The organism is Defluviimonas salinarum (assembly GCF_026013545.1).
GTDB lineage: Bacteria > Pseudomonadota > Alphaproteobacteria > Rhodobacterales > Rhodobacteraceae > Albidovulum > Albidovulum salinarum.
This window is the reverse complement of the sequence record NZ_JAPDOG010000001.1, coordinates 414268-436996: the sequence shown is the minus strand read 5'-3', so window position 1 is coordinate 436996 and position 22729 is coordinate 414268. Positions and strand designations below refer to the sequence as shown.

Below are 22729 nucleotides of genomic sequence, written 5' to 3'. Positions count from 1 at the left end.
TCGAGGACCTCGCCTTCCTGGTCGATGGCCCGCCACAAGTAGTGTCGCTCACCGTTGATCTTCACGAACATCTCGTCGAGGTGCCATTGCCACTGCGGCCCGGAACGCAGCCGCTCCGCCCGGTTCTTGCGGATCTCGGCGGCGAACATCGCGCCGAAACGCTGCCACCAGAACCGCACCGACTCATGGCTTATCTCGATCCCGCGCTCGTGAAGCAGGTCCTCGACGTTCCGAAGCGACAGCGGGAACCGGACATAGAGCATCACTGCAAGGCGGATGATCTCGGGGCTGGTCTTGAACCACTTGAACGGGCTGGGTTTGGTCATGGCCGGACGCTAGCCGCCGCCTTATCACATCTCAAGCCAAGTTTCCCTGACAGGACCGTCTGCCAGCATCGATCGTTCAATTCAGTCATCTAAAAATCCCGCAAGCAATGCCCCGACTTCGGCGCGGCGTGAATACATCACAAGATGACCCGCATCAAAGACCCGGAGCCTCGCGTTCGGCAGCAGCGCGGTGAGCAGCATCTGATTGGTGATCGGGATCAACAAGTCCAGTGCCCCTCCGATGATCTGGGTGGGCGTCTTCAGATCGCCAAGCCAGGACACACTGCTCCAGGAGCACAGGGCCTGAACCTGAGCTGCATAGCCCTTATAAGTCGGGCGGATCGCATGCATGGTGTATTCTCGGAAGAGCGCTGGTTGCAGGATTGCCTCGCCGCCATACATGAAGGGGCCGATGAAATTTCCGTAGGCCTTGTTCGCATAGCGCAAGGGAAACATGATCTCGAAAAGTGCTACAGGCGAGCCCCACCAACTGACGATCCCTCCCGCCGAGGTGATGGCCAAGACCAGCTTGCGCACGCGGTCCGGCTGGTCTCGGGTGATCTGCTGCGCCACCGCGCCGCCCCAGGAAATGCCCATCACGTCGAATTGCCCGACGCCGAGTTGATCCAGGACCTCGCCCAACATGGCGGCATGCTGTGGGATCGTGGTCACATCGCACGGAACGTCCGACCGGCCTACCCCGGCCGCATCGAACGCGATGATCGGCCGGTCAGGAAGCTCATGCAGCAGCGGGTAGAGAATTTCGACGGACTGCCCGAGACCATTGCAGATCACCAATGGCACGCCCGGCCGATCCAGATCCCGGGTATAGACCCGCAAAGCAACGCCGCCGGCAGAAAGCATCCGAAACCGGCCGTTTTCGGTGGCATTGGGCGTATGCGGCACGTACTACCTCTTCAAAAGCCCGGATCTCGCCGTTGGGCGGCCGGAAACTCAACCGTCCTGCGGCACTTCTTCCAGCACATATGCCCCCGGCGCCGCAGCTCGTTCGGGATCTTTCGGGTTGCCCGGGGCGCTGCGTTCGTCGGCCCCGCTGGTCCTGTCCAGCCACCCGAGCCAATGCGGCCACCAGCTGCCTTCGGTGCGCTCGGCCGAGGCGCGCCATGCCTCTGCCGGGCCCGATCGGTCACCGCCCGCCAGAAAGTGGCGCCGACTCCCCGCCGGATGGTTGATGACGGTACCGGAGACATGGCCGCCGGAGGTCAGCACGAACTCGGTTACGTTCGGCAGGAGTTTTGTGGACGAGTACGACGTCGTCCAAGGTACGATATGGTCGCCCGTTGCCGCCACGAAACAGCAGGGAACGTCGATTTTGCCGCAATCGACCGGCTGGCCCAGCAGGGTCAGTGCGCCGGGCTCCTTCAACCTGTTGGCGTGATACATTTCCTCGACGAAGAAGGAATACCACTTCGCGGGCAGGTTCGAGGTGTCGGCGTTCCAGTAGAGGATATCGGAGGGCGGAGGGTTCTGTCCCTTGAGGTAGTTGTTCACGACAAAGCCCCAGATGCTCTCGTTCACATGCAGCATCGCCATGGCCCGCGCGATATCCCGTCCCGGGGCCACCTTGGCCGCGCCAAGCCGCTGCTTGTAGGCCGCGATCTGGGGCTGGTCGATGAACACCTTGACTTCGCCGGGGTCGCTGAAATCCAGCAACGAGGACAGGAACGTGGCCGAGCCCACCAGGGATTTCTGCGCCGTCGGCATCACCGCCAGAGCCGCAAGCAGCAACGTGCCGCCATTGCACCAGGACAGAAGGTCGAGCTTCTCCGCCTTCGCGATGTCGGCGGTGGCGTCCATGGCGCTCATTACGCCCCGGGTGATGTAATCGTTCCAGTCGTAGTCCCGGGTCTCGGGGCCGGCATTGCGCCAGGAGATGATGAAGACGGAATTGCCCTTCTCGAGCAGATACCGGATCATCGATTTCTTTTCGTTGATGTCGAAGATGTAGAACTTGTTCACGCAGGGCGGCACGATCAGGATCGGGACCGCGCGCACCTTCGGCGTTACGGGCGTGTACTGGATCAGCTCGATCAGCTCATTGCGATAGACTACCGCACCGGGCGTCGTGGCCAGGTTCTCGCCGACTCTGAATGCGGTTTCGTCGGTGGTGGTGATGTAGCCCTTCTCAAGGTCCGCAAGCATGTTCCGGAACCCGTCGACCAGGCTCTTGCCGCCGGTTTCCCTGGCCAGCTTGAGCACTTCGGGATTGGTCATGGCAAAATTGGACGGCGAGAGATTGTCGGCGGTGACACGGGCGTAGAAGCTCAGCTTGCGTTGTTCATGCGCGGGCAGGCCAGCTTTGTCCGCAAGATCCACCATGGCCTTGGACGCCAGTTCGTAGGACTGGCGCATGAGCGGAAAGATACCTTCGTTCCAGGCCTCGTCGCCGAACCGGCGATCCCTGCTCGGTTCGACATGCGCCTGCTTGCCCTGCAGACCGGATAGCCAGAGGTTCGTCATCTCGGATTGGTAGGACGACCATGTCCTGACCCATTCCCCCCAGGCCTCGGCGTTCGGCGCCGCCATCGCCTGCGCCGCCTTCGCCCAGCCATCGGCCAAATCGGACAGTTGCGACGGCTCCATCCCGGCGAAGAGCGGATGCGATCTGGTGGCCGCGAGCATCATCTCCGACAGCTTTTTCATGACATCCTGGTCCATCGCTCTCTCCTTTGTTCTTCCATGATCACCTGCGCCCGCGGTCCACCAGCAACTGCCGCGACACGATCAGATGCATGATTTCATTGGTGCCTTCGAGGATCTGGTGCACCCGCAAGTCGCGCACGATCTTCTCGATCCCGTAATCGGCGAGATAGCCGTAACCGCCATGCAGCTGGAGCGCGTCATTGGCTACCTCAAAGGCCGCGTCGGTCACGAATGTCTTGGCCATGGCGCAGAACTTCGTCGCGTCATGGGCCCTAGTGTCGAGCTTCCACGCCGCCTGCCGCAGGAAAATCCGCGCCGCCTGCAGCTTGATCTCCATGGCTGCCAGGCGGAACTGAAGCGCCTGAAACTGGTCGATCGTCTTGCCGAATGCCTTGCGCTCTCCGGTATAGTCCAGCGCCGCCTTCAGGGCTGCCTGCGCGCCGCCGAGCGCGGAGGCGGCGATGTTGAGCCGCCCGCCGTCAAGACCGGCCATGGCATAGGTAAAGCCGCGGCCTTCCTCGCCCACGAGGTTTTCCGCAGGGACTTCGCACGCGTCGAACTGCACCTGTGCCGTCGGCTGGGCCTTCCAGCCCATCTTGCGTTCCAGCCCGCCAAAGGACAGGCCCTTGGCGCCGTCCTCGACGAGCACCGCCGATATCCCGCGCGGGCCATCTTCGCCGGTGCGCACCATGGTCAGGTACACGTCGGAATAGCTGCCGCCCGAGATGAAGGCCTTGGTGCCATTCAGCTTGTAGCCCCCATTGGTCCGCTCGGCGCGGGTGCGGAGTGCCGCCGCATCCGAGCCGGAACCGGGTTCGGTCAGGCAGTAGGAGAACAGCTTCTCCATGCTGCAGAGTTGCGGGAGCCACTTCTGCTTGGTGTCTTCCGAGCCGAACTTGTCGATCATGCCGCCGCACATGTTGTGAATCGACAGGAGCGACGCGACGGCGGGGCAGGCCATCGACAGCGCCTCGAAAACCAGCGTGGCATCCAGCCGCGACAGGCCGGACCCGCCATATTCTTCCGAGACATAGATACCGCCCAGTCCCAGTTCGGCGACCCGCGGCCAGAGGTCCTTCGGGATGGTTCCCTGATCTTCCCACTGCAGGGCGAATGGCGCGATATGGTCCTGACCGAAAGCAAATGCCATCTCGAAGATGGCGCTCTGTTCCTCTGTTAACGCGAAATCCATGAGTTCAGCCTTTGTGTCAATTCGGGCATCGCGGCTATAAGCCGGGCAAGAAGACCGGGTTCCGCGGCCTGAAAGGTTGGTGTCGCACCGACCGGCGCGTTGATCGTGATGCTCCGGTCTCAGATGTGGATGGCATGTCCCAATGCTTTCAGCGCCGCTTCCTGGAAGCCTTCGCTCTGGGTTGGATGGGCATGGATGGTGCCCGCAATGTCTTCGAGACGAGCCCCCATTTCGATGGCGAGCGCAAAGACCGCCGCGAGCTCGGACACCCCTCCGCCGGTTGCCTGAACACCGAGGATCACATGATCGCTGGCCCTGGCGACCACGCGGATAAAGCCGCTGTCGTTTTCCATCGTCATGGCGCGACCGTTGGCGGTGAAGGGAAACTTGCCGATCTCGATATCGCGGTTCAGAACCAGTTCTTCTTCGGGGGTGAAACCCGGCGTGACGATGTCATGTCCGAGTTCCCTCGCCTCGTCCGGCGACAGGCCCGCGGTCACGATCTCGGGATCCGTGAAGCACACCGCCGGGATACATTGCTTGTCCCAGGCCTGCGGGCCGCCGGCAACGATCTCGGCCGTCATTTCCCCCTGCGCGATCGCGCGATGCGCCAGCATCGGTTCGCCCGTAACGTCGCCGATGGCATAGACATCGCGCATCGACGTCTGGCAACGGTCATCGATCTCGATGAACTGGCCGTTCATTTTCAGCGCCAGTTCGTCCAGCCCGCAATCATGAGTCCGCGCCTTGCGTCCGACGGCAACGAGAACCTTGTCGAACGGCAGTTCGGTGCTGTCGCCACCTTCCAGCGTGACTCGCAGCGCGTCCTTCCTGGCGTTCAGCCCCTCGGCCTTCGTGTTCAGCATCACGGTGATGCCGAGCGCCTTCAGACGGTCGGCAACGGGCTTGGTCAGTTCCGTGTCGTATTGCGGCAGGATGCGCGAGGTGAACTCCACCACGGTGACCTCCGCCCCCAGCTTGGACATCGCGGTGCCGATCTCGAGACCGATATAGCCACCGCCCACAACGACGAGCCTTTTCGGCACCGATGTCAGCGCCAGGGCCTCCGTGGAAGAGATCACATCGCCCCCGAACGGCAGGGACGGAATCTCAAACGGCACCGAGCCCGTTGCAATGACGATTTTTTCGGCGCGAATGAGCTGTTCGCCCATATCCGTCTTAACGATCACCGATTTGCCATCCCGGAAACGGGCATGGCCGATGATCGCCCGCACCCCGGCCCGTTTCAGCAAGGCAGTGACACCGCCGTTCAGCCGGGCGACGATGCCGTCCTTCCAGGCGACGGTTTTCTCCAGTTCGATCTTCGGCTTCTGAACGGAGATCCCGAGATTGTTGTCGCGGGTGAATTTCACCGCATGCGAAAACTCATCGGCCGCATGGATCAGCGCCTTGGAGGGGATGCAGCCGACGTTCAGGCAGGTGCCCCCATGGGCCTTGGCCTCGACGATGATCGTGTCCACGCCCAGCTGCCCCGCCCGAATGGCACAGACATAGCCGCCCGGGCCGGAGCCGATCACCAGCAACTTGCAGTTAAGTTCTTCCATGATCAGTCCTCCAGCATCAGCAGCGCAGGCGTTTCGAGAAGTGTCTTGAGTTTCTGGACAAAGACCGCCGCGTCCCAACCGTCGATGACGCGGTGGTCAAAGCTGCAGGAGATGTTCATCTTCTGGCGGGGCACGAATCCCTTGCCGTCCCAATGCGGACGCACCGCAATCTTGTTGATGCCGACGATGGCCACTTCCGGGTAGTTGATAATCGGCGTGGTGGCCAAGGCCCCAAGCGCCCCGAGCGACGTGATCGTGATGGTCGATCCGCTCAGGTCGTCCGCCTTGGCCTTGCCGTCGCGGGCCGCGCTGGCCAGACGGCCAAGTTCGGCCGCACTCTCCCACAAGGACATCGCCTCGCAATGACGCACGACCGGAACGATCAGCCCACCCGGCGTCTGGGTCGCAATGCCGACATGCACCGCTTCAAACTTACGAAACATGCCGGCGTCATCTTCGAAATGCGCGTTGATGTTGGGTTGCGCGGCGACCGCATCCACGATCGCGCGGATCACGAAGGGCAGGATGGTCAGCTTGCCCTTGGTTTCGGCCCTAGCCCGGTTCAACTGGCCGCGCAGCGCTTCAAGCTCGGTGACATCGACCTCTTCGACGATGGTGATGTGGGGGATGCGGGACTTCGACAGCGCCATGCGCTCTGCGATCTTGCGGCGCAGGCCGATCACCCTTTCCTCGGTTTCACCGCTCCGCTGCGGACGTTTGGCGACGCTTGCAGCGACCTGCCCGCCGGTCTGGTGGAAATGGGTCAGATCCTCATGGGTGATCCGCCCGGCCGGACCGCTGCCCATGACCCGACGCAGGTCGACGCCAAGCTCCCGCGCGCGCTTGCGCACGGATGGCGTCGTCAAGGGTCTTTCGCCTTCGGCGCGGCGTTGTGCGCCGGCTGGAGCGGTTGCCGCCTTCGGCGCCGGCCTAGGCGCCGAGGCCTCCGGTCTCGGCTTGGGCACGGGTTTTGACGGGATCGACGGAGCCGGCGCGGCGGCCGTGGCAGGCGCGGTCGAAGCCAGTCTCTTCGCGACATCCTCGACCGTCGTGTTTCCCGCGCCGTCCACTTCGAGCAGGATCAGCGTGCTGCCGATGGCCAGCGTGTCTCCAACGCTGCCGCCGAGATAAAGCACCTTGCCCGACGCATTGGACGGGATCTCGACCGCGGCCTTTTCGGTCATCACCTCGGCGATGATGTCGTCTTCCTTGATCTGAGCCCCGACCGAGACGCTCCAGCCCGTCAGCTCGGCCTCGGCAATGCCCTCGCCGACATCAGGGACCTTGATCTCAAAAAGCCCCTTGCCGTCTGCCACCTTCAAGTCGAACCTGGGCGCTGGGGGCGCCTCCGCAGGTCTTGCGGCGGCCGGGGCAGGCGCTTTGACGGCGGATGCCGCATCCGACGCGGCGGCCTCATCGGGGCTTGTGTTACCCTCGCCCTCGACTTCCAGCCGGATCAGATCGGCCCCGATGGCCATGGTGTCACCGGCCGCGCCGCCCAGCCAGACGACCCTGCCCGACACGGCCGAAGGGATCTCGACGGCGGCCTTGTCGGTCATCACCTCGGCCAGAGGATCGTCTTCCTTGACGACATCCCCGACCGCGACATGCCAGGCGCAGAGTTCTGCCTCTGCGATGCCTTCGCCGACATCGGGCAGCTTCATGGTGTAGAGCCCCATTTACGCCTCCATCAGTTTTAGCATGTTGCGCCCCACCCGGTCGGGCCCTGGAAAATAGGCCCATTCCTGCGCATGCGGATAGGGCGTGTCCCAACCCGCCACCCGCAGCACGGGCGCTTCGAGGTGATAGAAACATTCCGCCTGGATCTGCGCGGCAAGCTCGGCACCGAAACCCGAGGTTAGTGTCGCCTCGTGCAGGACCAGGCAGCGCCCGGTTTTCTGGACCGAGGCCATCACCGTTTCGGTGTCGAGCGGGATCAGTGTGCGCAGGTCGATGACTTCGGCGTCGATGCCCGTTTCCTCAGCCGCCGCGATCGCCACATGGACCATGGTGCCGTAAGTGACGATGCTCAACTCCTGGCCCGCGCGAACCACGGCAGCCTTGCCAAGCGGCACCTCGTAATAGCCGGGATCGACCTCGCCCAGCGGGTGGGTTTTCCAGGGCCGGACAGGACGGTCATGGTGGCCATCGAACGGGCCATTGTAGAGCCGCTTCGGTTCGAGAAAGATCACCGGGTCGGGATCGGCTATCGCTGCCAGCAAAAGCCCCTTGGCATCCTGCGGGTTCGACGGGATGACGGTCTTGAGCCCGGCGACATGGGTAAAGAGCGCCTCGGGGCTCTGGCTGTGGGTCTGTCCGCCCCAGATGCCGCCACCCGTCGGCATGCGCACGACGATCGGGCAGGTGAACTCACCGCCCGATCGGTAGCGCAGGCGTGCCGCCTCGGAAACGATCTGGTCATAGGCGGGGTACATGTAGTCGGCGAACTGCACCTCGACGACGGGTTTGAGCCCGTATGCCGCCATGCCGATTCCGGCACCGACAATCCCCAGCTCGCTGATCGGCGCGTCGAAACAACGCGAGCTGCCGTACTTTTGTTGTAGCCCCGCGGTGCAGCGGAACACGCCGCCGAAATAACCGACATCCTCGCCAAAAACGACAACATTCTCGTCACGCGCCATGGCCAGGTCATGGGCGTTCTGGATCGCCGCGATCATCGTCATCTGAGTCATGATCAATACCCCACTTCGTGGCGTTGCCGGACCAAATGCGGTGGCATCTCGGCGTAGACGTCTTCGAACATGTCGCGGGGCGACGGCACATGGCCCGAGTTAAGCGTGCCGATGGCCTCGGCGCGCTTCTGGCACTCGATCACCCTGTCGGTGATCTCGGCCTCGGCCTGCTTGTGGCGTTCCTCCGTCCAGACGCCTTTCCCGATCAGGTATTTCTTGACCCGGTCGATGGGATCGCCCAGCGGCCATGCCTCGCTCTCGGATTTCGGGCGATAAGCGCTGGGGTCATCCGACGTGGAATGCCCGCCGGCGCGATACGTCACGTGCTCGATCAACGTCGGCCCGAGATTGCGCCGTGCCCGCTCGACCGCCCATTTCGCCACCGCATGCACCGCGAGATAGTCGTTGCCGTCGACCCGCAGCGACGGGATGCCAAAGCCGTGACCGCGGGAGGCGAACGTGTGGGCGCCGCCGCGGGCGATCCCTTGAAATGTGGATATGGCCCACTGGTTGTTGACGACGTTCAGAACCACCGGCGCGGTGTAGGTGGACGCAAAGACTAGGGCGGCGTGGAAATCGTTCTCGGAGGTCGATCCGTCGCCGATCCAGGACGCCGCGATCTTGGTATCGCCCTTGATGGCCGAAGCCATGCTCCAGCCGACCGCCTGGATATACTGGGTCGCAAGATTGCCCGAGATGGTGAAGTAGCCGTGCTCCTTGGACGAATACATGACCGGCAGCTGACGCCCGTGAAGCGGGTCCGCTTCGTTGGAAAACACCTGGCACATCATGGTTTCCATCGGATAGCCCGATGCGATCAGCAAACCGGCCTGCCGATAGGTGGGAAAGTTCATGTCCCCCTTCTGCAGGGCCCGCTGAAACGCGCAGCTGATTGCCTCTTCGCCGAGGTGCTGCATGTAGAACGAGGTCTTGCCCTGGCGCTGCGCTGTCATCATGCGGTTGTCATAGATGCGAAGGGTCATCATGTCCCGCAGGCCTTGGGCGATCTCGTCATCGGTGAGACTGCCGGCCCAATCGCCTTGCGCCGCACCCTCGTCGTCCATCACGCGGATGATGGTGAAGGCCAGATCCCGCATCGCTTCGGCTTGTTCGTCGACCGCCGGCCGCCGCACGGTCCCCGCCGCGGGAATCTCGATGCCGGAAAAGTCCGGCGTGTCGCCGGGTCTGCATTCAGGCTGTGGAACCTTCAGCGAAAGCGGGGGCGTATCAGTCATGACGTCCTCGATCTGAGTGGGATTGCGGGAACAACGGCCTCACCAACTAAGTTGCAGTTGCGAACGGGCGGATGCGTGGAGCCCGGCCCGAGTTCGGGATGCCCGCGTCCGACCGCATTGACCGCGGCGAAAAAGCTGCCCGGTCCGGCGATGCCAATGCCGGTGGTTCGGCGGCCCGGCCTCCTGGCACCGCGAACCTGTGATTGCGGGCGAACGCCGTTTCGCGCCGGTATCCGCGTTCGCCGTGCAAACAGTAAGCCATCGCCCCCCTGCCTTCCAGCTGCGCAACGCGTGCTGCCTCGGCTGCAACATCATGGAGACGTATTATCCGTTTCGGCATCAAATTTCTGCCCGTTCTTCGAAGGCAACCGCCGAGAACGCGCGCAGATATTTTGCCTGGCGAGCAAAAACTAAAATATTCGTTCGATCGTTTTTTGCCGGCAATCAGCACTACAACATGTCGGGCACGAATCCGGTCTCGTTCTTGAAGCATTTCAGAGAAAAGGATGACCGGGAGTTGCGCACACCCTTGATGCGGTACAGTTTCTTGTTGAGGAAGTTCTCGTATCCCCGCGTCCCGTCGACGGCGACCTTGATGAAGCAGTCGTATTCGCCGGAGGTCAGGTGCACTTCCAGCACCTCGGGTATCTTGCTGAGTTCTTCACAGAGCTCGGCGATGCGCGTGACTTCATCGCGCGCCGCCGAAATCTCGACCAGGACGATATCGGAATAGCCGAGCAGGCGGTGGTTGATCACCGCGTTGTATCCTTCGATGTAGCCGTCGCGCTGCAGGCGCTGCACGCGCTGCCAGCATTGGCTGGTCGAGAGGGCAACGAGCTCCGACAGCTTCGTGTTCGGGATATTGCCTTCCCTCAGCAGGGTGCGAAGGATTCGGATATCTGTCGAGTCCAGAGGTTTCACGAATTTTCTTTCGTCATGTCGCGGTCTGGCGAAACCAGGTTTTGAATGTGCGCGATACTCTTTGTAAATTCCAACAGTCATTCTGGCAATGCGGAGGTAGAACAAGCGGCATCCGGTCGGAAGAGAAAGTCGCAACTTAGGCGTGCGGCAACACGGCTTTCACCGTTCCGTCCTTGCCACATGAGGGTCAACACATGAACCAGGTCGTCACCAAGCCGAATTTCGCCATCCGTGAACTCGAGCCCCGCGAGGGGTACGAAAGACTGGTCGAGGCGCGGGACGAGCAGACCGGGTTGCACGCCCTGGTGTCCATCCATTCGCTGCGCCGCGGGCCCGCGGCCGGCGGCTGCCGGATGTTCAACTACGCCAGGATCGAGGACGCAATCTACGATGTCGAGCGTCTGTCGCGGGGCATGACCTACAAGAACGCTGCGGCCGATCTGCCGCTCGGCGGCGGGAAATCGGTGATCATCGGCGATCCCAAGACGCAAAAGACGCCGGAACTGATGCGCGCCTTCGGTACGTTGATAGAATGTCTGGCAGGTGATTACTACACCGCCGAGGATGTCGGCGTGTCTCCGCAGGACATGGCGTATGTGGCGGAAAGAACCTCCTATGTCGCGGGTCTTGAAGGCGGCGAGTTCGCCAGCGGCGATCCGTCGCCGGTCACCGCGCGCGGTGTGTTCCTGTGCCTGAAGCAGACCCTGAAACATCGCCTTGGCTCTGACGATCTGACCGGCAAGACGGTCGCAGTTCAGGGGCTTGGCCATGTCGGCATGAGCCTGGCAGGAATGCTGCACGCGGCCGGGGCCAAGCTGATCGTGAGCGACATCAACGATGCGGCCGTGCGCGCGGCGGAAGTCGATTTCGATGCCATGGTTGTTTCGCCGGACGACATCTTGCGCCAGGACGTCGATGTCTTTGCCGGAGCTGTCAGACAGATTCGAACTCGTCTCCACAAGGACAGGATCGCTGCCCCTTACGCCGCGCCGAGTTGACGCCACTCGGCGAGAGCAGCGGCGCGGTTCTTCTTGAAATTTGCCCTCGAGTAGAAGCTGCGCTCCGAGTTGAAATGGTTGAAGACCGAGGCGTGGACGGCGGCGAACATCTGCAGACTTCGCATCCGCCGGAACCGTTGCATCGCCCGCTCCCGTCGTCGGAAAGGAAGGTGCGAATTCTCCGCTCGGTTGTTGAGCCAGCGGCCCGTTTCCTGCCGGTCCGCCGCGCCGACTTCTCTCAGCGCAGCACCGTAGGAGCGAAGCTTGTCCGTTACCAAGATGTGCGGCCGACCGTAGCGCTTCATTGTTTTCTTGAGGAATTTCAATGCAGCTTTCTTGTCCCGCGTTTTCGTCACGAAGCTTTCGAGGACCTCGCCTTCCTGGTCGATGGCCCGCCACAAGTAGTGTCGCTCACCGTTGATCTTCACGAACATCTCGTCGAGGTGCCATTGCCACTGCGGCCCGGAACGCAGCCGCTCAGCCCGTTTCTTGCGTATCTCGGCGGCGAACATCGGGCCGAAACGCTGCCACCAGAACCGCACCGACTCGTGGCTGATCTCGATCCCGCGCTCGTGAAGCAGGTCCTCGACGTTCCGAAGCGACAGCGGGAACCGGACATAGAGCATCACTGCAAGGCGGATGATCTCCGGGCTGCTGTGGAAATACTTGAAAGGGTCGCGTTTCGTCATGGCCGGACGCTACGAGGCCGACCTGCCAGTCTCAACCGGATTCCTTCTGACAGCGCCGCTCGCAGGCTCAAGACCCTCAGCGGCCTCACGCCCTACGAATATATCTGCAAAGTCTGGACTTCAGAGCCGGACAGATTCATCGTCGATCCGATCCACCAGATGCCGGGACTGAACACCTAGTCGGCGCCCTGCCTCGCCGCAAGCCAGGTTCCTCTGACACCGCCGAGCTATGATTTCGTCCATTGCCGCACCGATGACGGGAAGGCATTCCGCACGCTGAACATCCTCGACGAGTTCAGCCGGGAATGCCTGGCGATCCGGGTCAGGCGGAAGCTGAGTTCGGTCGACGTCATCGATGCTCTCACCGATATGTTCATCCTGCGCGGAACACCCACCTACATCAGATCCGACAACGGCCCCGAGTTCGTCGCGCAGGCGGTCCGGGACTGGATTGCCGCCGTCGGTGCCAGGACGGCCTACATCGAACCAGGGTCACCCTGGGAGAACGGATACTGCGAGAGCTTCAACGCCAGGTTCCGGGACGAGCTGCTCAACGGCGAGGTCTTTTACAGCCTCCGAGAGGCCAAGATCCTCATCGAGCAATGGAGGAAACACTACAACACGAAACGCCCCCACAGTGCTCTGGGCTATCGCCCGCCGGCCCCTGAATCCGTCATCCCGATGGACCAGAGGCAAGTCATGCACTAACAATCAAATCGGACCACTCAGGTGGGGCTGATCAGGATGGTTTGTTCCTCCGAAAGACCATCTGTGGCGAACCTATATAGCCCGGAGGATGGGTTGATCAATCTCACGAACGGCTATGAACCCTACATTGCGCTGGCAATTGTTCTTCTCTTGTTTGCGGCATTTATTTCCGAGCGCTTCGAGCCGGACGTAACCGCTGCGGGGGCTGCCGCAGTGTTTATTATCTTCGGGTTTGTCCCCACGAATGAAGTTCTGGCGGCATTCGCCAACCCTGCACCCCTCACGATCGCCGCGATGTTCGTAATCAGCGGCGCTTTGGTCCGAACCGGGCTTCTCGACGCACTCGCGAACCGGGTTGTCGCCGCGGCGAGAAAACGTCCGATTGCGGGCACAGCGGCGTTTCTCATCGTGACGCTTGTCGCCTCGGGCTTGATGAATAACACGCCGGTCGTCATTGTCTTGATACCGGTGGCCATCCGTTTGGCGCAGAGCCTCGACTTTGCTGCGACGCGCCTGTTGATCCCGCTATCCTACATGGCGGTCCTGGGCGGGACTTGTACTCTGATCGGCACGTCGACCAACCTCCTAGTTGACGGCGTGTCCCAGGCGTCTGGCTTGGAACCATTTTCAATTTTCGAGATCACGCCCGTCGGCGTGGTCGCCGCGACCACAGGCGGCCTGGCGCTCCTCCTGCTGGGTCCAGTCCTGCTTCCGAACCGAAAGGATCTTGCAGGACAGGGCTCCGACGATGAAGCAACTTTTTTGACAGAAGTACGCCCGCGAGAGGACTACCCGAGCATTGGTCGACCTATTCATGAAATCGCTTCCTTCAATCGACGAGGTATTGAGATCATAGGCATCCGCGCGCGGTCTGGGGTAAAGCGCGACGGATTGAGTGAACATGTACTCGAACCTGGCGACAGGATAATCGCCAAGGTGGCCACATCGGAATTGCTCACTCTGAGGAAAGTTCCAGGCATCGAAGTCGGGTTGCGCCAAGGGCCAACGGCGGAAAACATCCCCGAATTGATCGTCGCCGAAGCAATCGTGACGCTGTCGCGCCGAAGCCGCGGGGTACGAATTGCGCAGCTTGCCATTGGACACCGCTACGGAATGCGGGTGCTCGGTGCCCACCGACATGGCGAACTGCTTGGACCCGACCTTTCCACCGCACTTTTGCGCCCTGCAGACACGCTGCTACTGGAAGGAACTCCTGAAGGATTTGCCCGTCTGACCGAGGCGGGCGATCTTGCCGCGATCACAGCCGCGGGTGGGCGCGCGTTCCGCCGCGGGAAAGCGCCGCTTGCTCTGTTCGCACTTTTCTCGGTTGTGGTGCTCGCCGCCGCCGGGATCGCCGAGATAAGCGTGCTTTCCCTTGTCGCGGTCGCTGCCATCCTCGTGCTCCGGTGCATCGACAACGATGAGGCCTGGGCCTCCATTGACGCTAGCGTCCTTGTGCTGATCTTTTCCATGCTGATCGTCGGTACCGGAATGCAGAATGTAGGGGCTGTCAGCTTGATCGTGGAGACATTGGCTCCGGCACTCGTGGACTGGCCGCCAATTGTCACGCTCGCAGCGATCTACATACTGTCTTCGGCGCTTACCGAGGCGGTCACCAACAACGCTGTGGCTGTCGTGGTTACACCGCTCGCAATCGGTGTTGCGGCAGAACTTGGTGCCGACCCAAGGCCGTTCGTCGTCGCCGTGATGTTTGGTGCAAGCGCGAGCTTTGCGACCCCGGTTGGCTATCAGACCAACACACTGGTGTATGGCGCAGGAAACTACAGATTTGGCGATTTCCTCAGAATCGGTATTCCGATGAACATTATCGTCGGCGGATCGGTGGTGGGGGCGATCCCGATCTTCTTCCCATTCTAGATTTTCTGAACTTTCTACCCAGCTGCCGTGGCGCTTCCTGCTCGGGCTACGAGAAGCGTAAGGAGTAGCAGCATGAGGATCCCAATTGCCGCAGAGATGGCTGATCCTGCGAGAATGCCCAACTTCGCCGCATTCAGGACGGAACGGTCGAATGCGAGGCCCGCGATGAACAGTGACATCGTGAAACCAATCCCGGTCAGAAACGACCCGGCCAGAATGAACGGCCACGACAAGCCCGGCACGAGTGCCGCCAGGCCGGATCGGACGGCAATCCAGCTGAACCCGAAGACACCGATCGGTTTTCCCAACACCAGGCCGACAATGATCGCAAGCGAGATCGGTTGTGCGAAATCGACACCCTGAATCGTGATGCCGGCATTTGCCAGCGCGAAGATCGGCATGATTGCAAAGCCGACCCAAGGGTGCAGAATCAACTCGAGCCGTTCGACTGGTGAGAGCGACTCAGTGACCGCTCTGCCGGCTTGACGCAGGTCGCGGTGGCTTGCGGCATCTCGTTGTCGATGATCGCCGGCCCGAACCGCGAGTACCCGCCCAAGGATTGCACGCAGGCGGGCATCGCTCACCCATATGCGCGTTGGCGTCATCAGGCCCAGAATGACACCTGCAATGGTCGCGTGGACGCCGGAAGCATCGAAGCATAGCCAGACTGCCGCTCCCAGAAGGAAATAGACCGGTACGCTTCTGATCCCGACTCGCGAGGCGCCTGCGACGATACCAATCCCCAGAAAGCCCAATCCGAGAACTGACCAGTTCAACGCCTCACCGTAACCGAAGGCGACCACGAGGATCGCACCGACATCGTCAAAGATGGCCAGAGACAGCAGGAACAATCGCAAGGTGGGCGGGATCCGGCGTCCGAAGAGCGCCAGGCACCCGATCACGAAGGCCGTATCGGTTGCCATCACAGTTCCCCAGCCGTGCATGCCCGGCTGGCCGGACATCAACACAAGATACAGAGAGACCGGCACGATCATGCCACCCAAGGCGCCGGCGAACGGCAGGGCGGCCTGTCGAGGGTTTCGCAATTCGCCCAAAACCAACTCGCGCTTCAGTTCCAGAGAAAGCACGAAAAAGAAAAGGGTCATCAGACCGTCGTTGATCCAGTGCCGCAGAGAGCGCGTGAAGTCCAACGAGCCGAATGTTAGACCGATGGGGGTCTCCCAGAAACCAAGAAAGCCTGCTTGCCACGGCGAGTTGGCCAGCCCCAAAGCCAGCAGAACAGCCAGCAGCAGGAGCCCACCAGCTGCCGCTTCGATCTTCAGGAAGCATGCGAATGGTTTCGTGATGCTGTCGGCGACCTCATGGGGCAGGCCTTGATGAGTATCGATCACGGAAGAAGCATACCTTTTCGGGTCGTGAGAGGCTATGCCATCGCAACGCGGATGCGTTGACCACGAGAAGCAGTTGCCGGCGCCTCAGCCGCGTCCCGGACGGCTCAGGTAGCAAGCGTCCGGGCCTCCGCGAATGAAAGAAGTCTCCGGTGCTTCTCGTCTCATAAGTGCAGCCTTGCGCAGCGGAAGCTCTGCCAAAGTGTTATGCGCGTCGTCTCCCGCCGCCATCAGGCTATGTATTCAGTGATAGACAACTACTTGGCCCTCTCAATATTTTTTCTTGTGCTCGCCAAGATTGGTGAAGGCTTTGCCCTTCGTGAAGTCGGCTGTTGCAACGACCTTTTCCTTCACCTTCTTAGGTTTCTTCGCTTCACGGTTGCCGCGTTGCTTGTTACCTTTGGTCATTCCCGGGTCTCCTGATTATGAATTATTATGCTGACTAGATCGGCGTTCATATCCATCAAGAATGTGATTTCTCGTCCCGAGACTCCTGATGAAAGGGCGCGTCCATTCACATCATTCCACCCATGTCGGACGTTTCGCTACCGGCACCAGCCTCCTTGGGCTTTTGCGCGACCATCGCTTCGGTCGTGATCAATAGCCCGGCAATGGAAGCGGCGTTTTCCAGGGCGATCCGGACGACTTTTGTCGGATCGATGACGCCGGTCTTCAGCATGTCGACGTACTCCTCGGCTTGCGCGTCGAAACCGAAACTCGGGCTGTCGTTCTCGATCACCTTGCTAACAACGACCGATCCGTCGACCCCGGCATTTCCGGCAATCTGGCGCAGCGGTGCCTGGATCGCGCGGCGGACGATTTTGATGCCAGCATCCTGATCGCTGTTCTCGCCCTTCAGCGTTGCCAGCACCTTGCCGGCATGAACCAGGGCCACGCCGCCGCCGGGCACGACACCTTCCTGGACCGCAGCGCGGGTGGCATTCAGCGCATCGTTGACGCGGTCCTTGCGCTCCTTCACCTCGATCTCGGTTGCACCGCCGACCCGGATCACGGCAATGCCGCTGGCAAGCTTGGCCTGCCGTTCCTGCAGCTTCTCCTTGTCGTAGTCCGAAGTGGTCTCCTCGATCTGCGCCCGGATCTGGGTGACGCGCGCCGCGATCGCGTCCTTGTCGCCAGCACCGTCGATGATCGTCGTGTCATCCTTGGTGATCGTGACCTTTCTGGCGGACCCGAGCATGTCCATTGTGACATTCTCCAGCTTGGTGCCCATTTCTACGGAAATCACCTGACCGCCCGTCAGCACAGCAATATCTTCCATCATCGCCTTGCGGCGGTCTCCGAAGCCGGGCGCCTTGACGGCCGCGACCTTCAGCCCGCCGCGCAGCTTGTTGACGACCAGCGTCGCCAGCGCCTCGCCCTCGATGTCCTCGGCCACGATCAGCAATTGCTTGTCGGCCTGAATCACAGCCTCCAGCAGCGGCACCATGGATATGAGAGAAGTCAGCTTCTTCTCGTGAAGCAGGACGACGCAGTCATCCAGCTCGACGACCATCTTCTGAGCATTCGTGATGAAATAGGGGCTCAGATAGCCGCGGTCGAACCGCATGCCTTCGACCACTTCGGTCTCGGTCTCCAACCCTTTGTTTTCCTCGACGGTGATCACGCCTTCCTTGCCGACCTTGGCCATCGCGTCGGCAATCTGCCGACCGATCTCGACTTCTCCGTTGGCCGAAATGGACCCGACCCTGGCGATCTCGTGGCTATCACCGACCGGCCTGGACATGGTCTTGATCTCGGCCACGATTGCGGCCACGGCCCTGTCGATTCCGCGTTTCAGATCCATCGGGTTCATGCCGGCGGCGACGGCCTTCATGCCCTCCTTGACGATGGCTTGGGCCAATACGGTCGCGGTCGTGGTGCCGTCGCCAGCCTCGTCGTTTGTGCGGGACGCCACCTCCTTCACAATCTGCGCGCCCATGTTTTCGAAATGGTCCGAAAGCTCGATCTCCTTGGCGACGGTCACACCGTCCTTGGTGATGCGGGGCGCACCCCAGGATTTATCGAGAATGACGTTTCGGCCCTTCGGGCCGAGGGTAATCTTGACGGCATTTGCCAGCGTGTTGATGCCTTTCAGCATTCGGTCGCGGGCATCGGTACTGAAGCGAACTTCCTTGACGGACATGGTGTGAGTTCCTGAGACTGGGGTTGATGTGAAAGGATTCGAGCTCAGGCGATCACGCCGAGAATGTCGCTCTCCTTCATGATAAGAAGGTCTTCGCCATCGAGCTTGATCTCTGAGCCGGACCATTTTCCAAACAGGATCCGGTCGCCGGATTTGACGTCCATGGGGATGCGCTCGCCATTCTCGCGCCTTCCCCCGGCACCAACGGAGACAACTTCGCCTTCTTGAGGCTTTTCCTTGGCGGTATCGGGAATGATGAGGCCGCCCTTGGTCGTCTCGTCGCCTTCAATGCGGCGAACGAGAACCCGGTCGTGGAGGGGAGTGAATGACATCGACGTGCTCCTTGTCGAGGATTGTCAGGCGGACCTACCTTGGTCGAATGCCCCGCTTTGATGCGCGCAAGGCGGCGATACCCTGTTCGGGTTCTTCTTCGAGATTGCGGATCAAAACCGCCGTAGCATTGCATCACGGGCGTCGAACAGAGTTCCCGCCAGCGATAATTGCGTTGATCAAATCCGCGACCGAACGGTGCTGTGCCATTTCGAGTTCCGTGCCGAAGGCGTTCTGATGGGACGCCGCGGCGTCGCGAAGAACGCCCACGATCTCGTGCTCCGGCAGCAGTCCGCGATCGTTCATGGCAAGCAGGAGCGCCTCGCAGATCGATAGGGCGGCCTGGCCTGCATGTTCGCTTGCGGTGGACATCCGGGTTTCCTTCCTTGGCATTGTGAACCGGTGGAAGGTGAGGCTCAAATGCATCCGTACTTCTCGCAGGAAGTGTTCTATGCTGTACTGATTCAGAGCAGTGTCCGGGCCGATTTCCGCTCTTGGGTCGCGACTCGCCGGGAGGCCCCGTGACATCAGTTGAACACAGCCCGCTGACCCGCAAACTCTCGGCCTTCGTCGCCCTGTCGGAGGTCGAACTGGCCGTTCTTGAGCGACTGCACCAGCGTCGCCGCTCCTTTGTCGCGGGGCGGGACATGGTGCATCAGGGCCAGTCGGCTCAGGCCGCGTACATTCTGTCGTCGGGTTGGGTCTGTTCCTACAAGCTCCAGGCCGACGGGACGCGGCAGATCGTTGATTTCCAGGTGCCAGGGGATTTTCTGGGCTTGCGGAGCGTCCTCTTGCGCACGTCGGACCACAGCTTCGAACCCATCGTCGACATCGAGGCCGCCGAAGTGCTGACGAGCGATCTTCTCGATGCATTCGTGCAGACGCCGCGCCTTGCGACCGCCATCCTTTGGGCAGCGTCAAGGGACGAAGCGATGGTCGTGGAGCATCTCGTCGGGATCGGTCGGCGTGATGCGGACGCCCGCATGGCGCATTTCCTGCTGGAGCTGGGGTCGAGGCTTGCGCTGGTCGGCATAGGCAGCAGGGAAGGTTTCGACTGCCCTCTGACGCAATACCACCTCGCCGATACGCTGGGGTTGAGCGCGGTCCATGTGAACCGCGTCCTGCGGCAGCTTCGCGAGAGTGGACTGGTCACCTTTCGGGACGGCCACGTTACGTTTCATGACTATGTTGGGCTGGTGGAACTTGCCGAGTTCGATCCGGAATATCTGGACCAGACAGGGCCGCTCCTGAAATGAGAGGGCCGCCCTCTCTTGCTCGACAGGCAGCCCCAGTGTTCACGTCAGACGCCGGAGGTTACGCGAGGGCGTGGGTCGCCGCATCGAGTTCCTTGTTAGTCTCGGCGTCGTTCTTCGCGGTGTTGGCCTTCTCGGCTGCCTGGCAGTGTTTCAGCGCCGCATCCTTCTTCGGGCCAGCGGGCGCCTTGTCCCATGCGGCCTTCACGGAGGTCATCTTCTCGGCAGTCTTGTTCTGTTCGGGAGTCATTGGGATTGTCCTTTCCTGGACGCTCCGAGAATAAGAAGCGTGTCGACATGCCGTCCTTTGGGGATCGACACGCCCACACGCTTCTCGGGTACTCGGAAAGCTGCGCCACCAAACATTCGGCGGGCACGTCTCACCTAGCCGAAGTCAGCGCCACGCCGCACTGACGCAGGTTAGTCCCGGCGCCTGCGGCAGGTCGATTGCCTATGCGGTTCTCAAGTCACCGCAGTTTGCTGGTGGGAAATCCTCAGCCAGCTGTCGTCATCTTTGAGGTACGTCGAGGCGCAGAGGGCATTGTAGATCGGCACGTCGGCCTTCTCCGCCGAGACACGGTAGGTGAGAATAGCCATGTCACGACACCGCGTGACGCGCCGTTCGACCATGACAACGGAGCGCCAGCCGGTCCTTTCACGAAGATGGGTCCAGATCTGGTCACCCTGGAGGATGCCGGGCGGATAGGGGAAGACCATGACTGCGTTGGTCGCTGTCGTTGCCCGCGCGTTGTCGGCGCCACTGATCCAGAAGTGTTCCTCCATGTCCCAGAGTATGCCCTGTTCGTGTGGAGAGAGCGTACCGGACTTGTGCGCTGCATGTGTCGGTCTGCTCGCGGTCGCGATTGAGACGGTCATTCGCCTGACCCCGACCCGCCAACCATGAACATCTGATACAGCACAAAGATGATCGCGAGCACTGCCCAGATCGCGCCGCGTGTTCCCGGGCGGCCATCGGCTACCGTCGAGGCAGTGCGCTGCAGGGCACCTGACGTCCGGCCTTCAGGAAGTAGCTGGCTCAAGTCTCGTGCGACCCTGCCATGATCGCTTGCGAGCGAGGGAACATCCTGAAACTGGGCAAGCAGCGTTCCCAACCGCGCTCGCGCGCCGTCGTGTCCTAGCGTGACCAGTTCAGCGGTTTCCTTCCATGGATCGAGTCCGAGCCGCGCGAGCGTGGAGAGGACCGTCACGGCATAGCCGTTCCGGTCCTCGCCGACCGAGGCATAGAGAAACCGATCGAACTCGGGCGGGTGCGGGTTGAGAAAATTGGGGTCGGCCATCGCCAATCCTTTCAAGGGTTGCAGGAATGCAGATCATCCCTGTTTCCCAAAGGATACGCGCAGGTCGGTCTCGCCGCCCTTACACAGGTCAGTGGGGGGCGACTGCCCTCAGGGAGGTCGCAACCGGTTCGGGGCCCGAGACTAACATGCGTCAGCGCCAGTCGGACGATCTCGACGTACAAGAGAATAAATCGTTCGACTGGTCCGTCCCGGACTCCACGGGGCCGTCAACAGTGGTGAGCGACGGATCTGCCAACATCGCGGAGACCAGAGATGAACATGCGGTCGACCAGATCGACAGTGACGTTTTCAAACCCGTTTATCTTGCCGGGATACCCGGGCGATTTGCCCGCCGGCGACTACGAAGTTCTTGTCGAAGAGGAGCTCCTCCAGGGCCTCAGCTTCGAGGCCTATAGACGGACGGCGACGTACCTGACGGTGCGCGGCAAGGGTGCTCATGCGGGAAGAACTGAACTCCGGGTGACAACCGAGAGCGACCTGAAAGAGGCGCTGAGCCGGGATGCGACCACAAATGGAACGAACAATCACAGCGAGGCGGCGCTTTCCCCGCAGGAGGCATTGAAATGAACACTCCCGAATGGCTCAAACCCGGCATCTATGGCGCGCTGATCGGTGCGGTCTGTGTCGGTGTCGTCGGCTTCACCTGGGGCGGCTGGGTGACAGGCGGAATCGCGGCTGGTAGGGCCGTGACCATGGCCCGTGACGATGTGGTCGCGGCTCTGGTGCCGGTCTGTCTCAACATCGCTCGGAACGACCCGGAGCGCGCAGAAATGTTGGCTACAATCCGAGGATCTTCGAGCTACCAGAGGCGCGGTGCCGTCATGGCGGCAGGCTGGGCGACCATGCCGGGAACCGATGCCTCGAACCGGGATATCGCGCAAGCTTGCCTGTCAGCCCTCGATGTCGATGGATCACCGGAGCGCGCGGAAAGCGCGGTCGAAGGAGGATGAACCGCGCCATGCCAATAGCGTCACCCGAGACCACCGATCTGGAACGGCGTGTGCTCGCCCATGAAAAGGTGCTTCAAGCCCTGATCGCTTTCATGGCCCGCGCGGAGCCACGTTTCATCGAGCACCTGAAAGAACGGTTCGTCGAACCGATGAGTATGGCCCGGCACGAGCACGACCACCGCCAAACCGACGATTATGCGGAAGAATTCATCCGGGCCGTGATGCTGCTTGGGGAAGTCCGGACGCCTGGTCCCAAGGAAACCAACGTGATTGATGAGCAAAGCGGATCACGCAAAGGCCAAGAGAGAAAAGGATCTCTCATGGAGCACCCCGCGAAGTTTGATCGGGTTCAAGTGCGCGACAGAAATGGCATCTGGGAAGTGAAGGTCGACGGAAAGTTCAGCGGCGATTACCATCAGAAAGAGCAAGCAGTTGCGGCGGCAGCCTTACTCAAGTTGTCCCTGCGATGACCGATCGCACTCCCCCGACAGTAACGCAGGAATTCTCGATCCAGGT

The 22729-nt window shown here is 61.4% G+C and carries 24 protein-coding genes and 2 pseudogenes; 8 read left to right on the top strand and 18 right to left on the bottom strand.

The annotated features are described in order from the left end of the window. From OM960_RS02220 to OM960_RS02175, 9 genes are all read right to left on the bottom strand, one after another. Window positions 1-326: DDE-type integrase/transposase/recombinase (locus OM960_RS02220; RefSeq protein WP_264770946.1), on the bottom strand; the 326-nt coding region annotated here is incomplete at its 3' end. An 81-nt stretch (window positions 327-407) separates the two neighbouring features. Continuing rightward, window positions 408-1232 carry an alpha/beta fold hydrolase gene (locus OM960_RS02215; RefSeq protein WP_264770945.1) on the bottom strand — a complete coding sequence of 275 codons (825 nt, stop codon included), beginning with the start codon at window positions 1230-1232 and terminating at the stop codon, window positions 408-410. 48 nt (window positions 1233-1280) lie between these two features. Further along, window positions 1281-3005 (bottom strand): PHA/PHB synthase family protein, encoded by a 1725-nt coding sequence (locus tag OM960_RS02210; RefSeq protein WP_264770944.1) that lies wholly within the window; start codon window positions 3003-3005, stop codon window positions 1281-1283. Window positions 3006-3030: 25 nt separating this feature from the next. Further along, the gene (locus tag OM960_RS02205) at window positions 3031-4182 is read right to left on the bottom strand and encodes an acyl-CoA dehydrogenase family protein (protein ID WP_263332664.1); all 1152 of its coding nucleotides are present in this window, start codon (window positions 4180-4182) and stop codon (window positions 3031-3033) included. A gap of 119 nt (window positions 4183-4301) precedes the next feature. After that, entirely contained in the window at window positions 4302-5747 is a 1446-nt protein-coding gene (gene lpdA, locus OM960_RS02200; RefSeq protein WP_263332662.1) for a dihydrolipoyl dehydrogenase, read from the bottom strand. 2 nt (window positions 5748-5749) lie between these two features. Further along, window positions 5750-7426 (bottom strand): 2-oxo acid dehydrogenase subunit E2, encoded by a 1677-nt coding sequence (locus OM960_RS02195; RefSeq protein ID WP_354003536.1) that lies wholly within the window; start codon window positions 7424-7426, stop codon window positions 5750-5752. After that, the gene (locus OM960_RS02185) at window positions 7427-8440 is read right to left on the bottom strand and encodes an alpha-ketoacid dehydrogenase subunit beta (RefSeq protein ID WP_263332660.1); all 1014 of its coding nucleotides are present in this window, start codon (window positions 8438-8440) and stop codon (window positions 7427-7429) included. Between the two features lie 2 nt (window positions 8441-8442). Then, a complete protein-coding gene (locus OM960_RS02180; RefSeq protein ID WP_263332658.1) occupies window positions 8443-9675 on the bottom strand; it encodes a 3-methyl-2-oxobutanoate dehydrogenase (2-methylpropanoyl-transferring) subunit alpha in 1233 nt (410 codons plus the stop codon). A 450-nt stretch (window positions 9676-10125) separates the two neighbouring features. After that, window positions 10126-10596: an Lrp/AsnC family transcriptional regulator gene (locus OM960_RS02175; RefSeq protein WP_263332656.1), complete on the bottom strand. Its 471-nt coding sequence runs from the start codon at window positions 10594-10596 to the stop codon at window positions 10126-10128. 194 nt (window positions 10597-10790) lie between these two features. On the opposite strand from OM960_RS02175, the gene OM960_RS02170 reads away from it, so the two are divergent. Next, complete coding sequence (locus OM960_RS02170; protein WP_264770943.1) at window positions 10791-11594, top strand: Glu/Leu/Phe/Val dehydrogenase dimerization domain-containing protein; 804 nt, start codon at window positions 10791-10793, stop codon at window positions 11592-11594. On the opposite strand, the gene OM960_RS02165 is transcribed toward OM960_RS02170, so the two are convergent. Further along, a complete protein-coding gene (locus OM960_RS02165; protein ID WP_264770942.1) occupies window positions 11576-12283 on the bottom strand; it encodes an IS6 family transposase in 708 nt (235 codons plus the stop codon). The two genes, OM960_RS02170 and OM960_RS02165, sit on opposite strands and share 19 nt — an antisense overlap. A gap of 57 nt (window positions 12284-12340) precedes the next feature. On the opposite strand from OM960_RS02165, the pseudogene OM960_RS02160 reads away from it, so the two are divergent. The 3 genes and pseudogenes from OM960_RS02160 to OM960_RS02150 form a co-directional block, all read left to right on the top strand. Further along, window positions 12341-12463 (top strand): annotated as a pseudogene (locus tag OM960_RS02160) (IS481 family transposase); the annotation flags it as partial. Between the two features lie 45 nt (window positions 12464-12508). Further along, window positions 12509-12991, top strand: a pseudogene (locus OM960_RS02155) (integrase core domain-containing protein); the annotation flags it as partial. A gap of 36 nt (window positions 12992-13027) precedes the next feature. Then, the gene (locus OM960_RS02150) at window positions 13028-14869 is read left to right on the top strand and encodes an SLC13 family permease (protein WP_264770954.1); all 1842 of its coding nucleotides are present in this window, start codon (window positions 13028-13030) and stop codon (window positions 14867-14869) included. A 14-nt stretch (window positions 14870-14883) separates the two neighbouring features. Here the strand turns inward: OM960_RS02150 and nhaA are convergent, their stop codons facing one another. The 5 genes from nhaA to OM960_RS02125 all read right to left on the bottom strand — a co-directional run bounded on the left by nhaA (window position 14884) and on the right by OM960_RS02125 (window position 19063). Further along, a complete protein-coding gene (gene nhaA, locus OM960_RS02145) occupies window positions 14884-16221 on the bottom strand; it encodes a Na+/H+ antiporter NhaA (protein ID WP_264770941.1) in 1338 nt (445 codons plus the stop codon). Window positions 16222-16488: 267 nt separating this feature from the next. Continuing rightward, complete coding sequence (locus tag OM960_RS02140; RefSeq protein WP_264770940.1) at window positions 16489-16626, bottom strand: hypothetical protein; 138 nt, start codon at window positions 16624-16626, stop codon at window positions 16489-16491. 106 nt (window positions 16627-16732) lie between these two features. Next, window positions 16733-18361, bottom strand: coding sequence for a chaperonin GroEL (gene groL / locus OM960_RS02135; protein WP_264770953.1), 1629 nt, complete (start codon window positions 18359-18361; stop codon window positions 16733-16735). A 44-nt stretch (window positions 18362-18405) separates the two neighbouring features. Continuing rightward, a complete protein-coding gene (locus OM960_RS02130; protein ID WP_264770939.1) occupies window positions 18406-18693 on the bottom strand; it encodes a co-chaperone GroES in 288 nt (95 codons plus the stop codon). A 133-nt stretch (window positions 18694-18826) separates the two neighbouring features. Further along, on the bottom strand, window positions 18827-19063 hold the full coding sequence (locus OM960_RS02125; protein ID WP_264770938.1) for a hypothetical protein: 237 nt from the start codon (window positions 19061-19063) through the stop codon (window positions 18827-18829). Between the two features lie 149 nt (window positions 19064-19212). Here OM960_RS02125 and OM960_RS02120 point away from each other — a divergent pair, with 149 nt between their 5' ends. Continuing rightward, the gene (locus OM960_RS02120; protein WP_264770937.1) at window positions 19213-19947 is read left to right on the top strand and encodes a Crp/Fnr family transcriptional regulator; all 735 of its coding nucleotides are present in this window, start codon (window positions 19213-19215) and stop codon (window positions 19945-19947) included. 58 nt (window positions 19948-20005) lie between these two features. On the opposite strand, the gene OM960_RS02115 is transcribed toward OM960_RS02120, so the two are convergent. The 3 genes from OM960_RS02115 to OM960_RS02105 all read right to left on the bottom strand — a co-directional run bounded on the left by OM960_RS02115 (window position 20006) and on the right by OM960_RS02105 (window position 21242). After that, window positions 20006-20194, bottom strand: coding sequence for a hypothetical protein (locus OM960_RS02115; protein ID WP_264770936.1), 189 nt, complete (start codon window positions 20192-20194; stop codon window positions 20006-20008). A 212-nt stretch (window positions 20195-20406) separates the two neighbouring features. Further along, the gene (locus OM960_RS02110) at window positions 20407-20820 is read right to left on the bottom strand and encodes a hypothetical protein (protein ID WP_264770935.1); all 414 of its coding nucleotides are present in this window, start codon (window positions 20818-20820) and stop codon (window positions 20407-20409) included. Then, on the bottom strand, window positions 20817-21242 hold the full coding sequence (locus OM960_RS02105; RefSeq protein WP_264770934.1) for a hypothetical protein: 426 nt from the start codon (window positions 21240-21242) through the stop codon (window positions 20817-20819). Before OM960_RS02105 ends, OM960_RS02110 begins: the two co-directional genes overlap by 4 nt. Before the next feature lie 273 nt (window positions 21243-21515). Between OM960_RS02105 and OM960_RS02100 the strand changes: the two genes are divergently transcribed. Genes OM960_RS02100 through OM960_RS02090 form a run of 3 tightly spaced genes read left to right on the top strand, consistent with a single transcriptional unit; the run spans window position 21516 to window position 22683 of the window. Then, complete coding sequence (locus OM960_RS02100) at window positions 21516-21830, top strand: hypothetical protein (protein ID WP_263336927.1); 315 nt, start codon at window positions 21516-21518, stop codon at window positions 21828-21830. Beyond that, entirely contained in the window at window positions 21827-22213 is a 387-nt protein-coding gene (locus OM960_RS02095) for a hypothetical protein (protein WP_264770933.1), read from the top strand. Before OM960_RS02100 ends, OM960_RS02095 begins: the two co-directional genes overlap by 4 nt. Then, complete coding sequence (locus OM960_RS02090) at window positions 22210-22683, top strand: hypothetical protein (protein ID WP_263336936.1); 474 nt, start codon at window positions 22210-22212, stop codon at window positions 22681-22683. The genes OM960_RS02095 and OM960_RS02090 overlap by 4 nt, the downstream gene beginning before the upstream one ends. The last annotated feature ends 46 nt before the right edge of the window (window positions 22684-22729 follow it).

Coding starts and splice junctions, on each gene's coding strand:
- OM960_RS02100 (WP_263336927.1), top strand. CDS start 21,516: ATGAACATGCGGTCGACCAGATCGACAGTGACGTTTTCAAACCCGTTT.
- OM960_RS02115 (WP_264770936.1), bottom strand. CDS start 20,194: ATGACTCCCGAACAGAACAAGACTGCCGAGAAGATGACCTCCGTGAAG.
- OM960_RS02180 (WP_263332658.1), bottom strand. CDS start 9,675: ATGACTGATACGCCCCCGCTTTCGCTGAAGGTTCCACAGCCTGAATGC.
- OM960_RS02185 (WP_263332660.1), bottom strand. CDS start 8,440: ATGACTCAGATGACGATGATCGCGGCGATCCAGAACGCCCATGACCTG.
- OM960_RS02110 (WP_264770935.1), bottom strand. CDS start 20,820: ATGACCGTCTCAATCGCGACCGCGAGCAGACCGACACATGCAGCGCAC.
- lpdA (WP_263332662.1), bottom strand. CDS start 5,747: ATGGAAGAACTTAACTGCAAGTTGCTGGTGATCGGCTCCGGCCCGGGC.
- OM960_RS02195 (WP_354003536.1), bottom strand. CDS start 7,426: ATGGGGCTCTACACCATGAAGCTGCCCGATGTCGGCGAAGGCATCGCA.
- OM960_RS02165 (WP_264770942.1), bottom strand. CDS start 12,283: ATGACGAAACGCGACCCTTTCAAGTATTTCCACAGCAGCCCGGAGATC.
- OM960_RS02170 (WP_264770943.1), top strand. CDS start 10,791: ATGAACCAGGTCGTCACCAAGCCGAATTTCGCCATCCGTGAACTCGAG.
- OM960_RS02140 (WP_264770940.1), bottom strand. CDS start 16,626: ATGACCAAAGGTAACAAGCAACGCGGCAACCGTGAAGCGAAGAAACCT.
- OM960_RS02150 (WP_264770954.1), top strand. CDS start 13,028: ATGGTTTGTTCCTCCGAAAGACCATCTGTGGCGAACCTATATAGCCCG.
- OM960_RS02130 (WP_264770939.1), bottom strand. CDS start 18,693: ATGTCATTCACTCCCCTCCACGACCGGGTTCTCGTTCGCCGCATTGAA.
- groL (WP_264770953.1), bottom strand. CDS start 18,361: ATGTCCGTCAAGGAAGTTCGCTTCAGTACCGATGCCCGCGACCGAATG.
- OM960_RS02125 (WP_264770938.1), bottom strand. CDS start 19,063: ATGTCCACCGCAAGCGAACATGCAGGCCAGGCCGCCCTATCGATCTGC.
- OM960_RS02210 (WP_264770944.1), bottom strand. CDS start 3,005: ATGGACCAGGATGTCATGAAAAAGCTGTCGGAGATGATGCTCGCGGCC.
- OM960_RS02095 (WP_264770933.1), top strand. CDS start 21,827: ATGAACACTCCCGAATGGCTCAAACCCGGCATCTATGGCGCGCTGATC.
- OM960_RS02090 (WP_263336936.1), top strand. CDS start 22,210: ATGAACCGCGCCATGCCAATAGCGTCACCCGAGACCACCGATCTGGAA.
- OM960_RS02205 (WP_263332664.1), bottom strand. CDS start 4,182: ATGGATTTCGCGTTAACAGAGGAACAGAGCGCCATCTTCGAGATGGCA.
- OM960_RS02105 (WP_264770934.1), bottom strand. CDS start 21,242: ATGGCCGACCCCAATTTTCTCAACCCGCACCCGCCCGAGTTCGATCGG.